Source organism: Brevibacillus sp. FSL L8-0520, from assembly GCF_037963895.1.
In the GTDB taxonomy this organism is placed as follows: Bacteria; Bacillota; Bacilli; order Brevibacillales; family Brevibacillaceae; genus Brevibacillus; species Brevibacillus borstelensis.
Genome location: NZ_CP150171.1, coordinates 1,774,626 through 1,789,456, shown reverse-complemented (window position 1 = coordinate 1,789,456; position 14,831 = coordinate 1,774,626). Strand labels below are relative to the sequence as shown.

The 14,831-nt window shown below is 53.9% G+C and carries 15 protein-coding genes; 2 read left to right on the top strand and 13 right to left on the bottom strand.

Features of this window, described 5'->3' with window-relative positions:
• Positions 1-89: 89 nt before the first annotated feature.
• From clpX to racE, 8 genes are all read right to left on the bottom strand, one after another.
• Entirely contained in the window at positions 90-1,355 is a 1,266-nt protein-coding gene (gene clpX, locus NSQ24_RS08940) for an ATP-dependent protease ATP-binding subunit ClpX (protein ID WP_003387667.1), read from the bottom strand.
• Between the two features lie 22 nt (positions 1,356-1,377).
• The gene (gene clpP / locus NSQ24_RS08935) at positions 1,378-1,959 is read right to left on the bottom strand and encodes an ATP-dependent Clp endopeptidase proteolytic subunit ClpP (protein ID WP_003387668.1); all 582 of its coding nucleotides are present in this window, start codon (positions 1,957-1,959) and stop codon (positions 1,378-1,380) included.
• A 220-nt stretch (positions 1,960-2,179) separates the two neighbouring features.
• A complete protein-coding gene (gene tig, locus NSQ24_RS08930) occupies positions 2,180-3,472 on the bottom strand; it encodes a trigger factor (RefSeq protein WP_003387669.1) in 1,293 nt (430 codons plus the stop codon).
• Positions 3,473-3,606: 134 nt separating this feature from the next.
• Complete coding sequence (locus NSQ24_RS08925; protein WP_003387671.1) at positions 3,607-4,131, bottom strand: metallophosphoesterase; 525 nt, start codon at positions 4,129-4,131, stop codon at positions 3,607-3,609.
• 29 nt (positions 4,132-4,160) lie between these two features.
• Positions 4,161-4,763 carry an XTP/dITP diphosphatase gene (locus NSQ24_RS08920; RefSeq protein WP_024984471.1) on the bottom strand — a complete coding sequence of 201 codons (603 nt, stop codon included), beginning with the start codon at positions 4,761-4,763 and terminating at the stop codon, positions 4,161-4,163.
• Entirely contained in the window at positions 4,756-5,538 is a 783-nt protein-coding gene (gene rph, locus NSQ24_RS08915) for a ribonuclease PH (protein WP_024984470.1), read from the bottom strand. The genes NSQ24_RS08920 and rph overlap by 8 nt, the downstream gene beginning before the upstream one ends.
• A 173-nt stretch (positions 5,539-5,711) precedes the next feature.
• Entirely contained in the window at positions 5,712-6,770 is a 1,059-nt protein-coding gene (locus tag NSQ24_RS08910) for a GerMN domain-containing protein (RefSeq protein ID WP_003387674.1), read from the bottom strand.
• A gap of 148 nt (positions 6,771-6,918) precedes the next feature.
• Entirely contained in the window at positions 6,919-7,749 is an 831-nt protein-coding gene (gene racE / locus NSQ24_RS08905) for a glutamate racemase (RefSeq protein WP_243014758.1), read from the bottom strand.
• Between the two features lie 168 nt (positions 7,750-7,917).
• On the opposite strand from racE, the gene NSQ24_RS08900 reads away from it, so the two are divergent.
• Both NSQ24_RS08900 and NSQ24_RS08895 read left to right on the top strand, forming a co-directional pair.
• Positions 7,918-8,877: a superoxide dismutase gene (locus tag NSQ24_RS08900; RefSeq protein ID WP_243014759.1), complete on the top strand. Its 960-nt coding sequence runs from the start codon at positions 7,918-7,920 to the stop codon at positions 8,875-8,877.
• Positions 8,878-9,126: 249 nt separating this feature from the next.
• Complete coding sequence (locus NSQ24_RS08895) at positions 9,127-9,510, top strand: DUF3899 domain-containing protein (protein ID WP_243014760.1); 384 nt, start codon at positions 9,127-9,129, stop codon at positions 9,508-9,510.
• Here NSQ24_RS08895 and NSQ24_RS08890 read toward each other — a convergent pair.
• The 5 genes from NSQ24_RS08890 to pepV are packed head-to-tail and all read right to left on the bottom strand — an operon-like array spanning position 9,501 to position 14,820.
• Positions 9,501-10,448, bottom strand: a complete 948-nt coding sequence (locus tag NSQ24_RS08890) for an oligopeptide/dipeptide ABC transporter ATP-binding protein (protein ID WP_031932345.1) — start codon at positions 10,446-10,448, stop codon at positions 9,501-9,503. The two genes, NSQ24_RS08895 and NSQ24_RS08890, sit on opposite strands and share 10 nt — an antisense overlap.
• Complete coding sequence (locus NSQ24_RS08885) at positions 10,445-11,467, bottom strand: ABC transporter ATP-binding protein (protein ID WP_003387681.1); 1,023 nt, start codon at positions 11,465-11,467, stop codon at positions 10,445-10,447. The genes NSQ24_RS08890 and NSQ24_RS08885 overlap by 4 nt, the downstream gene beginning before the upstream one ends.
• Before the next feature lie 20 nt (positions 11,468-11,487).
• A complete protein-coding gene (locus tag NSQ24_RS08880) occupies positions 11,488-12,432 on the bottom strand; it encodes an ABC transporter permease (RefSeq protein WP_003387683.1) in 945 nt (314 codons plus the stop codon).
• A gap of 3 nt (positions 12,433-12,435) precedes the next feature.
• A complete protein-coding gene (locus tag NSQ24_RS08875) occupies positions 12,436-13,368 on the bottom strand; it encodes an ABC transporter permease (protein WP_024984465.1) in 933 nt (310 codons plus the stop codon).
• An 18-nt stretch (positions 13,369-13,386) separates the two neighbouring features.
• Positions 13,387-14,820: a dipeptidase PepV gene (pepV, locus tag NSQ24_RS08870; protein ID WP_024984464.1), complete on the bottom strand. Its 1,434-nt coding sequence runs from the start codon at positions 14,818-14,820 to the stop codon at positions 13,387-13,389.
• Between the last annotated feature and the right edge of the window lie 11 nt (positions 14,821-14,831).

The window sequence follows — 14,831 nt, the reverse complement described above, 5'->3', positions numbered from 1 at the left end:
AAAAAGCCTGCAGACCCTGTTCCTTACGGAACTTTGTCTACAGGCTGAAACCACCTCGGGTTGAGGTGGTTTCTGCGCATTAGTATGAATCAGGCACTCTCGTGCTTTCGCTCCTGGCCTTCCTTTGTCAAAAGCTGGGGCTTCACTTTATCGCGAACCGTTTCTTCCGTGATGACGCATTTGCTCACGTCTTCACGAGACGGCAGCTCGTACATCATATCCAGCATGATCTGCTCGATGATGGCACGAAGTCCGCGCGCACCCGTATTGCGCTTGATCGCTTCCTTGGCGATCTGGCTCAATGCCCCTGCATCGAACTCCAGCTCGACGTTATCAAGGCTCATCAGCTTCTGGAACTGTTTGACCAACGCATTTTTCGGCTCGGTGAGAATTTTCACCAGCGTCTCTTCATCCAGCGGTTCGAGCGTGGCAAGAACCGGCAGACGGCCGACGAATTCCGGGATCAAGCCAAACTTCAACAAATCCTCCGGCAAGACGTACTTCAGGTACTCGCCTTGCTTGAGGTCGCCTTTTACGCCTTCGTTCATATCTGTGCCAAAGCCGATTACTTTTTTGCCCAGACGGCGCTTGATAATCTGTTCAACACCGTCAAACGCACCGCCGCAGATGAACAGGATATTGGAGGTATCGATCTGGATGAACTCTTGATGCGGATGCTTGCGGCCGCCTTGTGGCGGAACACTTGCAACCGTTCCTTCCAGAATCTTCAGCAGGGCCTGCTGTACACCTTCACCGGATACGTCGCGGGTAATCGACGGATTTTCCGATTTGCGTGCGACTTTATCGATCTCATCAATGTAGATTATGCCTTTTTCGGCCTTTTCCACATCGTAATCTGCCGCCTGAATCAGTTTCAGAAGAATGTTTTCCACATCTTCGCCCACATAACCCGCTTCGGTCAGCGATGTCGCATCAGCGATGGCAAACGGAACATTTAAAATCCGCGCCAGTGTTTGGGCCAGCAGCGTTTTACCGCTGCCCGTCGGTCCGATCAGCAGGATGTTGGATTTTTGCAGCTCCACATCCTCGATCTTGGCACCGGAATTGATCCGTTTATAGTGGTTGTAAACCGCAACCGAGAGAGATTTTTTCGCCATGTCCTGCCCGATCACATAATCGTCGAGGATGTTGCGAATTTCCATCGGCTTCGGAATTTCTTTCATGTCGATTTCTTCTTCGGTACCCAGCTCTTCCTGAACGATTTCATTGCACAACTCGATGCACTCATCACAAATGTAAACGCCAGGTCCAGCAACGAGCTTCCTTACCTGCTCCTGGGATTTTCCGCAGAACGAGCATTTCAGCTGTCCTTTATCATCATTAAACTTAAACATGCGCGTATCACCTCACACCGGGTCAGTTTTTCCGTTCAATAATGGCATCGATCAATCCGTAGGCTTTGGCTTCCTCTGCGCTCATAAAGTTGTCACGATCGCTATCTTTTTCCACGCGCTCATAAGGCTGACCGGACCGGTCCGCCAAAATCTGGGTCAGCTGCTTCTTTGTTTTCAAAATCCATTCGGTATGAATCCGAATGTCCTCTGCTTGACCGCGGACTCCGCCCAGTGGCTGGTGAATCATCACTTCACTGTTGGGCAGGGCGAAGCGTTTTCCCTTTGCGCCGGCTGTCAGAAGCACGGCTCCCATGCTTGCAGCCATACCGACGCAAATAGTGGAGACATCGGGCTTGATAAATTGCATCGTGTCGTAAATGGCAAGTCCCGCAGTCACGGAACCGCCTGGAGAGTTTATGTAGAGACTGATGTCTTTTTCCGGATCCTCTGCTTGCAAGAAAAGCAATTGAGCGACTACGACATTGGCCACTTCATCGTCAATTTCACTGCCGAGAAAAATAATCCGGTCCTTCAGGAGCCGCGAATAAATATCGTATGCGCGTTCTCCCCGATTGGTCTGTTCGATTACCATTGGAATTAACATATGTATTTCCTCCTCTGTCAGCAAAAGAGGTATTGCAGCTTACCCTGGCGGTTTTTTGGCCGCCGGCCGGCTGCAGATGAAGCATTTCCCGCTTGTACGGCGGGACGGATACAAAAAAGAAACGCGATGGTGAAAAACAAGGCACGAGGGTATCGTGCCTTGGTATCGAAGGTTCGGGAACGAAAATTCGCCCCCGAACGATCATGCGGTCTTCCTAAGATTATGCACTAACTTTGCTTTCTGCAACCAGGAAATCGACTGTTTTGCGAGTTTGCACATCACGGTACAGTGCAGCCAGTCCGTCTTGCGCAGTGAAAATTTTGCGAAGCTCGTCAGCTGGACGGCCGTAAACGCCAGACAGTTTTTCCAACTCAGCAGTTACATCCTCTTCACTGACTTCGATGTTTTCTGCTTTTCCGATTGCTTCCAGCACCAGAGAAGTGCGAACACGGGAAGTAGCGTCAGCGCGCAGTTGATCACGCAGTTGGCTTTCATCCATGCCGGAGAATTGGTAGTACAGATCCAGAGTCAGACCTTGGAATTGCAGGCGTTGTCCGAACTCATTGACCATTTGATCCAGTTCGTGTTCGATCATGACTTCTGGAATATCGATTTCAGCGTTTTCAGCCGCTTTCAGAACGAGCTGCTCGCGCACGTATTGTTCCTTGTCCTGTGCAGCTTTCTCTTCCAGCTTTTTCTTGGAGTCTGCTTTCAGTTCGTCCAATGTATCGAACTCGCTTACGTCCTTGGCAAACTCGTCGTCCAATGCCGGCAGGTTTTTGCGCTTCAGGCTGTTCAGCTTCACTTTGAAAACAGCTTCTTTGCCAGCCAGGTTCGGAGAGTGGTACTCTTCCGGGAATGTTACGGTGATCTCTTTTTCCTCGCCGATGTTCATGCCGACAACCTGCTCTTCAAAACCAGCGATGAACGTTCCGGAACCGAGCTCCAGAGAATAGTCTTCCGCTTTGCCGCCTTCAAATGCCACTCCATCCTGGAAGCCTTCGAAGTCGATCATTACGACATCGCCGTTTTGAGCTTGGCCTTCTTCTACAGCAACCAGCTCGGCGTGACGCTCTTGCATGCGCTTCAGTTCAGCGTCTACATCCTCGTCAGTTACCGCGAACTCTTTCGGCTCGATGGTCAGGTTTTTGTATTCGCCCAGTTTTACTTCCGGCTTAACAGTAACTGTCGCCTTGAAGATCAGGCTTTTGCCTTTTTCCATTTGTTCTACGTCTACTTCCGGACGGTCCACAGGCTCGATGCCCGTTTCGCGAACAGCTTGTCCGTAAGCGGTTGGAAGAATGATATCAAGCGCATCCTGATAGAGAGATTCCACGCCAAAACGCGCTTCGAACATTTTGCGCGGTACTTTTCCCTTGCGGAAGCCTGGTACATTAACCTTTTTTGAAACTTTTTTGAACGCCTGGTCAAGTGCTGCATCTACTTGCGTAGCGTCTACTTCTACCGTCAGGACTCCCTGGTTATTCTCTAACTTTTCCCATTTTGCTGCCACGTAAACTTCCCCTCCTAGATTGATTCAAGAGAAACACGCCTGTCGGGTCTGGCAAGGACCGTGATGACAGGGCGGTGCAATTCTAGCCATTATAACCATTCAAGTATAGCACATATTCTCCATTTTTCAAGAAGTCAGCTCCGCAGGGAAAAAGTTCCCCCCAGCTTCGGAGCTACCTTGCCCTTGTGGTCGTAGTAGGTTACCTGAACGACCACGGCCGACTCTTTTTGCTCGACTTTTTTCAAAATCGCATATGTCGGGACATCATACCCCCGCGGAAGCTGCAGGCTCCCCGGATTCAAAAAAAGGATGTCGCGCTCAACTGCGCATCCCGGCACGTGGGAATGACCGAACAGCACTACGTTCGCCCCTGTTTCCTCTGCTCGGTAATGAAGGCGCAGCAGCGAGCTTTTCACGCCAAACAGATGTCCATGTGTCTGGAGGATCGTAAGTCCCTTCCAGGAGGTCTTCCTCTCTGTCGGCACGTCCGAAGGGAAATCGCAATTTCCCTTGACCAGCTTCATGCCCGAAAACGGCTCGCGCTGATGGTCGACGCAGTAATCGCCGCAGTGAAAGACCATCTCCGCCTTGTGTCTTTCGACTACTTCCTTTACTTCACGGACCAGTCCATGGGTATCGCTCAGGATGAGAATGCTCACTTTTCCTCACTCTCCTTGCGTACACTGAATTACTCGCCGGACTTTAAGGTCGTCAGCAAATTCTGCATGGCCATGGCGCGGTGGCTGATCTGATTTTTTTCCTCGGATGTCAGCTCGGCCATCATTTTCTTTTGCTGCGGCAGATAAAAAACCGGGTCGTAGCCGAAGCCGTTGGTGCCTTTTGGTTCGCGGGCGATCACACCCTCGCAGGAGCCCGCTGCCACTACCGGCTCCCGTCCCGGCTCCACGAGGGCGAGTACGCAGCGAAATCTCGCCGTCCTCTGCTCGTCCGGCACGTCAGCCAGCTCGCCCAGCAGTTTTCGCCAGTTGGCTTCATCAGACGCATTCTCGCCGGAGTACCGGGCGGAGTAGACGCCGGGACGGCCGCCCAGCGCATCTACCTCCAGACCGGAATCGTCACCGACTGCCGGCATGTTCAAGTATGTAGAAATGGTTACAGCTTTTTTCAGTGCGTTGGCTTCAAACGTATCGCCGTCCTCCACCACTTCCGGAACGCCTTCGAACGCATCCAGGCTGATTCCTTCCCATCCCAATTCTGCAAAGAGCTTGTTAAACTCCTTCACTTTTCCTTTGTTCCGCGTAGCGAGTACGACTTTTTTCGGTTCAGACATGATTTTCCTCCGCCTCTTTCTCCTGATCGCCTTCGCCTTTGTTCTCAAAAGAGAGCGTCAGCTCGGACAAGGCCTCCCTTTGAGCGGCAAATAGCTGGTCAATGCCCTTTTTCGCCAGTGCAAGCAGCTCCTGCAGCTGTTCTACGGAAAAAGGAGCCTCTTCCCCGGTGCCTTGCAGCTCGACGAATTTTCCTTCCCCGGTCATCACGATGTTCATATCGACCGTCGCTGTCGAGTCTTCCTTGTAGTTCAGATCAAGCAAGACTTCCCCGTCGATAATTCCGACAGATGTCGCTGCGAGAAAATCAGTCAGCGGGTACTGTTTCCACGTACCGTTTTCGACGAGCTTTGACATTGCTTCTACCATCGCCACGTAGGCTCCGGTAATCGACGCTGTCCGGGTGCCTCCGTCCGCCTGGATTACGTCGCAGTCCAGCCAGATCGTACGTTCACCCATCGCTTCCAGTTGAACGACAGACCGCAGTGCCCGACCGATCAGACGCTGGATTTCCATGGTTCGCCCTGCCACTTTCCCTTTGGAAGACTCTCGGGCATTGCGTGATTCCGTAGCCCGGGGGAGCATGGCGTATTCGGCTGTAATCCATCCTTTGCCGCCACCGCGCATGAACGGCGGAACGCGGTCCTCCAGCGTCGCCGTGCAGATTACTTTGGTGTCTCCCACCTCGATCAGGCAAGAACCTTCCGCGTGCTTGATGTAATTCCGCGTAATCTTAACAGGACGCAGTTGGTCATGGGTGCGGCCATCATTTCTCATTCCATGTTCCTCCTAGTGTACTTTCATCAACTCCGCCCATTATACCAGAGAGACAAAACCACTTGCCACTCTGCACGGGGTTTGACTTGCGCCAGGTGCGTTGAAAGTTTGCCGGCCGACTTTCGGAAAAGCAAAACCACGCCGGGACCAGAGGCGTGGAATGATATCCTTCCTTAATATTGGATCGGGTTGATGTGAACGGACCGGCTGACCGGCTTGCTGAAATCAAAGCTTCCGCTCTTGAGCGGCTTGCCTTCCACCATGAGCTGAACATTTTTCGCTCCCGTACTGTCGGAAAGCGACAACACCAGCGATTCCAAAGCCTCCGGACTCGCTTCCCTGCCGTCATCGTATTTCAGGATATCATCGCTCAGATTGACAGTGACCAGCCCGTTTTCCTGGCGAACATCGAGAACGCGGGTCGTCTGCAGCAGCGAGCTGAAAAGAGGCGAGCCTTCTTTTGGTCCCTTGATCAATTCCTCTACAGCTGCTTTGGCAAGGTTCTCTGTTTCTGGCACCAGCCTCGTCACCGGTACAAAATACGTCCGTTTGTCATCGAGCTGCCCCTGAAAATAGACGGTGACCGAGGACGTTTTCCCGGGTACCGCCCCCTCTCCGAGCTCCACGTTGACTCCCTGATTGCGGTCGAGGTACGTGGTTGGCGTATTGCTTGCCGGCATTTCCGAGAGCGGCGTGCCGTTTACCCAGATCTGTACCGATTTTACGTTGCCAAACTCAGTGAGTGCCCGCGTCACCGCATCGACAATCTTTTTTTCCTGCTTTTCGTCGTACTTCTTAAACTCCTTGGAAAAGTCGACCGTAGCCACACCTTCCTTGATGACAAGCCCCTTTACCTCTGTCCCTTTTGGCAGGACGGCCGAAAAACCGCTGGGCAGCATGCTCTCTACCGGACCGCCTTTCACCATGTAGGTCAGTACCTGCTTTGCCATGCCTTCCACCTTTGGCAGCGTCAACGATACAGGTACGACGTATCCATTATTATCAAGCAGATAAACGGTTCGGTCGACCGATTCCTGTGTTGCCGCCACTGTCTCTCCGGCTGCAGCGTCTGCGGGGGTTTGGGTACCTGGCGTCTCCACCGCCACTTCCGACAACGGGGGCGGGTCGATGCTGGTCGCTTCCTTTTCCGGCCCAAACAATCCGCACCCTGAAAGCAGCAGGGCGCTAACCCCGATCACGGCCGTCATTTTGCCGATGCGTCGTATTTCCATGTTATCCAGCCTCCTCCAGACACTTTGTACTAACATGTATACGAGCATGGCTTGGGTTTATGCGTTGTTTGTCCGCAAAAAGGAAGGTTCTTTCGCGTCAATCAGAGAATGACTGACGAAAAAGAACCTCCTGCGTTTATTTGCCGACTCAGGATTGATACAGCTTTTCCAGCGACCTGCTTTCAACCTGTACCGGAAAGCCCAGCCATTCTTCCGCTATTCGCTGGAAGGAAAGCGCATTTCCGCTCGTGTAAAAGCAGTGTCTGGGAGGATCTGCAGGTCGCTCTTTTCCCCGCGCCAAACCGTTCGTGACGTCTCCCAGCAACCGGCTTACCTCGCGTGCCGTTTCCTCCGCCGAGCTGATGAGGGCAACCCCCGATCCGACGGCTTTCTGAATCAATGGCGCAAGCAGCGGATAGTGCGTGCACCCGAGAATCAAGGTGTCCAGTTCGAGACCCTGCAACGGCTCAAGGGTCCGCTCCACCTCTTTTTGCGCTTCCTCTGAATGCTGACAATGCGTCTCCACCAGAGGCACGAAGGCAGGACAAGCAAGTCCGACTACACATGAATCGGGTCTCAATCGCTTGACGGCCTGCTCATATGCTTTGGTGCGGATCGTGGTTTCTGTTCCGATCACCCCAATCCGGTCTGTTTTCGTTACGCTGATCGCTGCCCTTGCCCCCGGCTCGATTACCCCAATGACCGGCAACGGAAGCCTTCTCCTCGCTTCTTCCAGAACCACCGCTGTCGCTGTGTTGCAGGCAATGACGAGCGCCTTGATCGGAAACTTCGAGACAAACTCAATCATCTGAAAACTGTAGGCACGTATTTCTTCCGGCGTCCTGGACCCATAAGGACAGCGGGCATTATCGCCGAAATAGAGAATGGATTCACCGGGCAACTGCCGCATGACTTCTTTGGCAACAGTCAGCCCCCCCACTCCGGAATCAATGATTGCAATGGATTCATGGTCGCTCATCGGTGTGTCTCCCCTGTTGTGTTGTCCATACCTAATAGCATACCACTTCCTTTTATTTTCGCTACTACCATATGCGCTGGATATTTACCATGTACTCCGCGAATGCCGCACATCCGCTGGGCTTCTGTCATACGTTGTAGATGAGATTGCAAGCGAGGAGGAAAACCATTGCAGGAGCATACCCGACACCTGTCCAACTGGAGCCAGTGGGGCATTCAATGGATTGAGCATCTCCGCCGCCAGCATCGCTTCAATCGCGAACTGGAAAGGCATATGCACAAATTTGAAGAAGCCTTTAGCCAAATAGGCCGCAGGGCGAATTCACTTAAAAATGAAGAATCCGCAACAGCCATTCCTGCGCTGATGCAACAGGCAGAAGCTGTACAGCAGCAATTCCACCAGTTCCTGCGTCTGATCCAGGACCGCGAAAAACAGGAGCCCGAAGTCAGCCAGTCGGTGTACCCGTCTGCTCGCCAACCGGCACCGGTACCCATCGCTCGGCCTGTACCTATAGGCAAGCATACATTGCCCCCGATTCCCTATGCCTACGATGCACTGGAGCCGTATATCGATGCCGAGACGATGCGCATCCATCACGACAAGCTGCATCGCAAGTACGTAGAGGATCTCAACAAGGCGGAGAGCAAGCTTGCGGAAGCTCGCGCCAGAAACGACTTTGAGCTCGTCCGCCACTGGGAACGGGAGCTGGCCTTCAACGGAGCCGGACATTACCTCCATACGATTTTTTGGAACGTAATGAGTCCGGAGGGCGGCGGCGAGCCGACAGGAGATCTTGCGCGACAGCTCGCCCGCGATTTTGGCTCATTCGCCGCATTTCAAGCCCATTTCTCCCAGGCCGCCGAAAAAGTGGAGGGGCCGGGCTGGGCTATTCTCGTCTGGTCCCCGCGTGCACAGCACCTGGAGATTTTGCAGGCCGAAAAGCACCAGAATCTGTCGCAGTGGGATGTCATCCCGCTGCTCGTCCTCGATGTCTGGGAGCATTCCTATTTCTTGCGGTACAAGAACGACCGGGCCCACTACGTGGAAAACTGGTGGAAGCTGGTCAACTGGCCCTATGTAGAGGAGCGCTTTGGGCAAGCGAGAAACCTGCGCTGGCAGCCATTTTGACGAAGGAAACCTGTCGAAACCAAAGCCTATCCAAAAAATGCTTCATCAAAATATCCCCGGCCGGAGCTTGCGGCACGGGGATATTTGTTGGCCATCCACACTCGCCGCCTTTCGTATTGATCAGAAGCTATTACAAGTTTCCTAAGCTTCCAAAGGTTTAGACACAAGAGAGCGGAAAAATAAGTTATCATAGGAATATAGAATTATGAATCCGTTCAACCTCACTGTACAAAGGACGTGGATCACACCATGAGCAAACGGCTCGCATACCTGCTCCCCGCGGCGCTGCTGCTCGCACTCGCCGCAGGATTCCTCTTCTCTTCGCAGACGCTCCTGGGGCTGATCAACCAAAGCTTTCTAGCGGGACTGTTTTTATTGCTTCTCGGCAGCATCGCTCTGGTGCTTCGCTCCGGCTTTTTCACTGTGTTCTTCCAAGGCTTCAAGCAATTAAAGCTGCTTTTTTTCAAGCGGCCCAGGGTCATGGAAAGCGATTGGTTTCAAGAAAAGGACCCGGTATTGCAAAAAAAGACAGAGACGCTGATCCGAGTCTGCACGTCTCTGTCATTGTGGGCGGGGGCTGCCCTGCTGATGTTTTCGGTTGTGCTAACTTGCTTCTATCTCTATCAGTCGTAAAGGTGGCAGGCTACCCAGTGGCCTGCCTCCGCTTCTTTCCAGACAGGCTCTTCCAGTGCACAGCGCTCGGTCGCCTTCGGACAGCGGGTACGGAATCCGCAGCCGCTCGGGCGGTTGGCCGGGCTTGGCAGGTCTCCCTGCAAAATAATTCTCTCCCGCTTGACGGTCGGGTCTGGTACCGGCACCGAGGAGAGCAGCGCCTGCGTATACGGATGAAGCGGCAGCTTGTACAATTCGTTGCTGGTTGCAAGCTCTACCATTTTCCCCAAATACATGACGCCGATGCGCGTCGAGATATGCTTCACCATCGACAGATCATGGGCAATGAACAGATAAGTAAGCCCGCGCTCCGCCTGCAAATCCTCCAGCAGATTGACCACCTGTGCCTGAATCGAAACGTCCAGGGCGGAAATTGGCTCATCGGCAATGATAAATTCAGGCTCCACCGCAAGCGCCCTGGCGATGCCGATCCGCTGACGCTGACCGCCACTGAATTCATGCGGAAAACGGGAAGCGTGTTCCTTTCTCAGGCCGACGAGCTGCAGCAGCTCGGTAACGCGCTCCCGGCGCATTCCCCTGGCGAGGCCGTGGATGTCCAGTCCCTCTGCAATAATGTCCTCCACCGTCATCCGCGGATTCAGACTCGCCTGCGGGTCCTGGAAGATCATCTGTACATCCCGGTTGAACTGGCCCGCTTCCTTCCCTTTCAGGCGATGGACGTTCTTTCCTTTGTACAGCACTTCTCCGTCCGTATTTTCGTAAAGACGGATGATCGTCCGCCCCAGCGTAGACTTTCCGCAGCCGCTCTCTCCCACCAGGCCGAGCGTCTCGCCCTGCCTGATGGAAAATGTCACGCCGTCGACCGCCTTCAAAAGCTGGCCGTTTCCGATATGAAAGTGCTTCTTCAGGTTGTTTACTTCTACCAAGTTGTCTTTCATTCTCCCTGCCTCCCTGCTGCAACCAATTCCTCGATACGCGGCGCACGCGGATCATGCAACCAGCAGGCTGCCTGATGTCCCGGCTCGAACGTGCTGATCTCGGGCATTTGCTGATTGCAGATTTCCATGGCGTAATCGCAGCGGGCTGCAAAAGGACAGCCCTTCGGCGGGTTGAACAAGTCCGGCGGCGTTCCGTCGATCGGGACAAGCCGCTGCTTTTCCTCTCCGTCAATTCGCGGCAGAGAACGCATCAGACCCCATGTATACGGGTGGCGCGGCGCGGCAAACACGTCTTCAACCGTTCCCGTCTCCACCACGATCCCCGCGTACATGACAACCATGCGGTGGGCGATTTCAGACACGACGCCGAGATCATGGGTAATGATGACGACAGAGAGCTCCTGCTCCTCCTGCAGACGCCGCAGCAGGTCGAGGATTTGTGCTTGAATCGTCACGTCCAGCGCTGTCGTCGGCTCGTCTGCGATGACAAGCTGGGGCTGGCACGCCAGTGCGATCGCGATGACGACACGCTGGCGCATCCCGCCGCTGAATTGGTGCGGATACTGGTCGACCCGTTTTTCCGGATCGGGAATCCCGACGAGACGCAGCATCTCAATCGCGCGTTTTTGCGCTTCCTCGCGGGTTACCTGATGGTTGCGGATAAATCCTTCGACGATTTGCGTTCCGACCTTCATCGTCGGATTGAGCGCAGTCATCGGGTCCTGGAACACCATCCCGATCTTGGAGCCGCGGATTTGCATCCACTCTTTTTTCGTCAGATGGGTGATGTCGCTTCCTTCAAAGACGATCTTTCCGTCCACGATCCGGCCCGGAGGATTGGGAATCAAGCCCATGATCGCCTGGGCGGTTACGCTTTTTCCGCAGCCGCTCTCGCCGACGATCGCCAGCGTCTCCCCTTTGTCCACATGGAAGGATACGCCACGAACAGCTTGTACTTCGCCGCCGTATGTCTTAAAGTTCACTTTCAGGTTGTCAATCGTTAGCAGATGTTTTTCCATCGCGGTTCCTCCCTCCAGTCCTACTCGCGCAGACGCGGATCAAGTGCATCCTGCAAGCCGTCTCCAAATACGTTAAACGCAAACATCGTCAGTGAAATCATCAGGCCAGGGAAGAAAAGCCGCCACCAGTCGCCTGTCAAAATAACCCCCATCGCATCGTTGGTCATGGTTCCCCAGCTTGCGTCCGGCGCTTGCACGCCCAGGCCCAGGAAGCTGAGGAATGATTCCGCGAAAATCGCAGACGGAATCGTAAAGGTCAGGTTGACGATGATGACACCGATCGTATTGGGAATCAGATGTTTAAACAAAATTCGGGAAAACTTGGCTCCCAGCACTTGAGAGGCAAGGATGAACTCCTGGTTCTTCAACTGGAGGATTTGACCGCGCACAAGCCGCGCCATCCCTGTCCAGCCGGTAGCCGAGAGCGCGATGATAATAGTGAGCATCCCCGGTTCCATCACGACCATCAGCAAAATGACGACGAGCAGATACGGCAACCCGTACAGTACCTCGATCACACGCATGATGATGGTGTCGATCCGCTCACCCCGCTTTCCTCTGCCGGCCATGTAACCGGCAATACCGCCGACGGTCACGCCGATAATCAAATCGATCAGAGCGGCAACTACGCCAATCGTGAGGGAGATGCGGGCTCCGGCCCAGGTACGGGCGAACATGTCCCGGCCGAGATCATCCGTTCCGAACCAGTGCTCTGCCGACACCGGCTTGTTTTTCGTGAGCAGGCTTTGATCCGATGCGCTGTAAGGCACCAGATGGGGACCGATGATTGCCATCACCACGAGCAGCAGGATGATCGCAAGACCGAGCATGGCCAGTTTGTTTTTTACGAGTTTGCGCACCACTTGCTGAACATTTGTCAGACTGGGGCGCATGGATATGTCATGGGCTTCCGACTGCTTGGAAAGCGGTCGGAACAGCGGATCGATACGTTGTTCCATCGCCACTGGTTATCCCTCCTTGTTCGTCAGCTTAATTCTCGGGTCAATCAGGGTGTACGCCAAGTCGATCAGGAAGATCGTTACGATCAGGATGGAGCTGTAGAAAATCGTCGTTCCCAAAATTACCGGGTAGTCGCGGTTAAAGATTCCATCCACAAAGTATTTCCCGATGCCCGGAACGGCGAAGATTTTCTCCACCACGAACGTTCCCGTAATCAACGAAGCGATAAGCGGTCCCAAGAAGGTGACGACCGGCAGGATCGCGTTGCGAATGCCGTGCTTGACCACAAGCGCAAAGGTAGGAACACCTTTGGCTTCTGCGGTGCGAATGTAGTTCTGGTTCATCACTTCGATCATGCTGGCCCGCATGTAACGGGTGATGATCGCCAGCGGCCCGAAAGCCAAGGCGAGCGACGGCAGAACCGTATGCATCCAGGTGCCCCACGTTGCGACCGGAAAGATCGGAAACTTGATCGCAAAAAAGTTGATCAGGAGCGGCGCCATGATAAAGCTCGGAATGGCAATGCCTAGGACGGCTATCGCCATCGCAGCGTAATCAAGCCATTTGTTTCGGTTCAGCGCTGCGATGATTCCAAAGGTGATCCCGAAAAATATTGCAATGACAATCGCTTGCGCCCCCAAGGTAGCGGAAGCGGAAAATCCGTCGGCGATCATATCGTTTACGCCGCGCGTGTCTGACTTGATCGATGGACCGAGGTCAAGCATGACGAGGTTTTTCAAATAGAGCACATACTGTACGGGCAACGGCTCATCGAGGTTGTATTTGGCGCGCAGGTTGGCCAAAATTTGTTCCGGGAGCTGATCCGATTCGGAAGCAAACGGATCACCAGGTATGGCATGCATCAAAGAAAACGTCAGCGTCACGATGATCCACAGTGTGAGCAGCATCATCAGAACGCGTTTTACGAGGTAATGGGACATGGCTCAACCTCCATGATGTTATTTCGCCAGTTCGTACATGGCTTCCGCGTAGATAGCCATCGCCCTGAGCAAGTCGTCAATCTCTGCGTACTCATCGGTGAGATGAGCCATCGATTTCTTTCCGGGGAAGAGAGGGCCGAATGCGACTCCTGCTTTCAGCGATTTGGCATAGGTTGCACCGCCGGACGAAAGCAGTGTCGCTTCCTCTCCCGTATGATTGGTGTAGACGCGGGAGAGTGTTTGGATGACCGGATGATCCTTCGGTACGTAATGGGAGCGCGACGTCCTCAGGCTGGCTATCGTGACGTCCAGCTGCGGGGCCCGTTCCTTCAGTTTTTCAACGTACTCTTCCGGATTAATCGTCGCAGGGTAGCGAATATTCAGTCTGACAGAGCCGCCTTCGTTGCGGTCATAGGTCAGGATGCCGGCATTGACGGTCAAGCGCCCTGTAGCTTCGTCGGCGCAGGCAAGACCGAGCTTTTCTCCGTAGTAGTCCTCATGCAAAACATCGGACAACAGATTCAGGAAAGTTCGATCAGATCCGGCGAACGGCAGGCGATTGAGGAAGCTTGCCATAATTGTCCCCGCATTTTTTCCCTTGAACGGCTCCATGCCGTGGGCAGGCAAGCCTTTGGCAAAAAAGCGAAGTGAACCGTCGCCGCCCGGAATCACCTCTCCTGTGGCTCCATGTGCGAAAAGATGCTTTTGAAAGCTCTCTTGCAGATCCCGAATGGCTTGTTCGTTATCCGCGGCGGCCGGCAGAGAAACGATGGCAACCGCTTTTTCCGGTACGCTGTTCCCCTGGTCGCCAGAAGCAAACGAGAGCAAATTCCAAGACGACGAGTCATTAGACGCAATGCGCGGCGCAATCGCCAGCGTCGGATTGATCTGTCCCTTTTCCGCGTGAATCATAGGGAAGGATGCATCCGGGGAAAAGCCTACCTCCGGCAGCTTTTCTACCTTGGTGTAATGCTGCATGCAGAGCCAGCCACTCTCTTCATCCGTGCCGATAATGAGGCGAATCCGTTTGGATATCGGGAGCCCGGAGTCCTTCAACAGCTTCAGGGCAAAATACGCAGCCAATGCGGGCCCTTTGTCATCAATTGCCCCCCGGGCGTAAATTTTGCCGTCCCGAATGTCGGGCTCAAACGGCGGCGTCGTCCATCCTTCGCCAACCGTTACAACGTCGACGTGCACGAGAACGCCGATTTCCTCTTCGCCCTCGCCGTACTCCACATATCCGGCGTAGCCATCCAGATTTTTTGTGGCAAAACCGTCCGCTTCGCCCAGCTTGAGCAAGTATTCAAGCGCCTGAGCGACACCCTCGCCGAACGGCTTGCCCTCAGATGCGGTCGTCAAATCCTCAATGCTGTTGATTGACAAAAACGGAATCAGCTTGTCCAGATAACTCTCTTTCTGCGCTACAGCCGCTTCTTTCCAGTTTCCGCTCATCTCGATTCCTC

Coding starts and splice junctions, on each gene's coding strand:
- racE (WP_243014758.1), bottom strand. CDS start 7,749: ATGAGCGACCATGAATCCATTGCAATCATTGATTCCGGAGTGGGGGGG.
- NSQ24_RS08890 (WP_031932345.1), bottom strand. CDS start 10,448: ATGAAAGACAACTTGGTAGAAGTAAACAACCTGAAGAAGCACTTTCAT.
- NSQ24_RS08910 (WP_003387674.1), bottom strand. CDS start 6,770: ATGGAAATACGACGCATCGGCAAAATGACGGCCGTGATCGGGGTTAGC.
- pepV (WP_024984464.1), bottom strand. CDS start 14,820: ATGAGCGGAAACTGGAAAGAAGCGGCTGTAGCGCAGAAAGAGAGTTAT.
- rph (WP_024984470.1), bottom strand. CDS start 5,538: ATGAGAAATGATGGCCGCACCCATGACCAACTGCGTCCTGTTAAGATT.
- NSQ24_RS08895 (WP_243014760.1), top strand. CDS start 9,127: ATGAGCAAACGGCTCGCATACCTGCTCCCCGCGGCGCTGCTGCTCGCA.
- clpP (WP_003387668.1), bottom strand. CDS start 1,959: ATGTTAATTCCAATGGTAATCGAACAGACCAATCGGGGAGAACGCGCA.
- clpX (WP_003387667.1), bottom strand. CDS start 1,355: ATGTTTAAGTTTAATGATGATAAAGGACAGCTGAAATGCTCGTTCTGC.
- NSQ24_RS08875 (WP_024984465.1), bottom strand. CDS start 13,368: ATGTCCCATTACCTCGTAAAACGCGTTCTGATGATGCTGCTCACACTG.
- NSQ24_RS08885 (WP_003387681.1), bottom strand. CDS start 11,467: ATGGAAAAACATCTGCTAACGATTGACAACCTGAAAGTGAACTTTAAG.
- NSQ24_RS08920 (WP_024984471.1), bottom strand. CDS start 4,763: ATGTCTGAACCGAAAAAAGTCGTACTCGCTACGCGGAACAAAGGAAAA.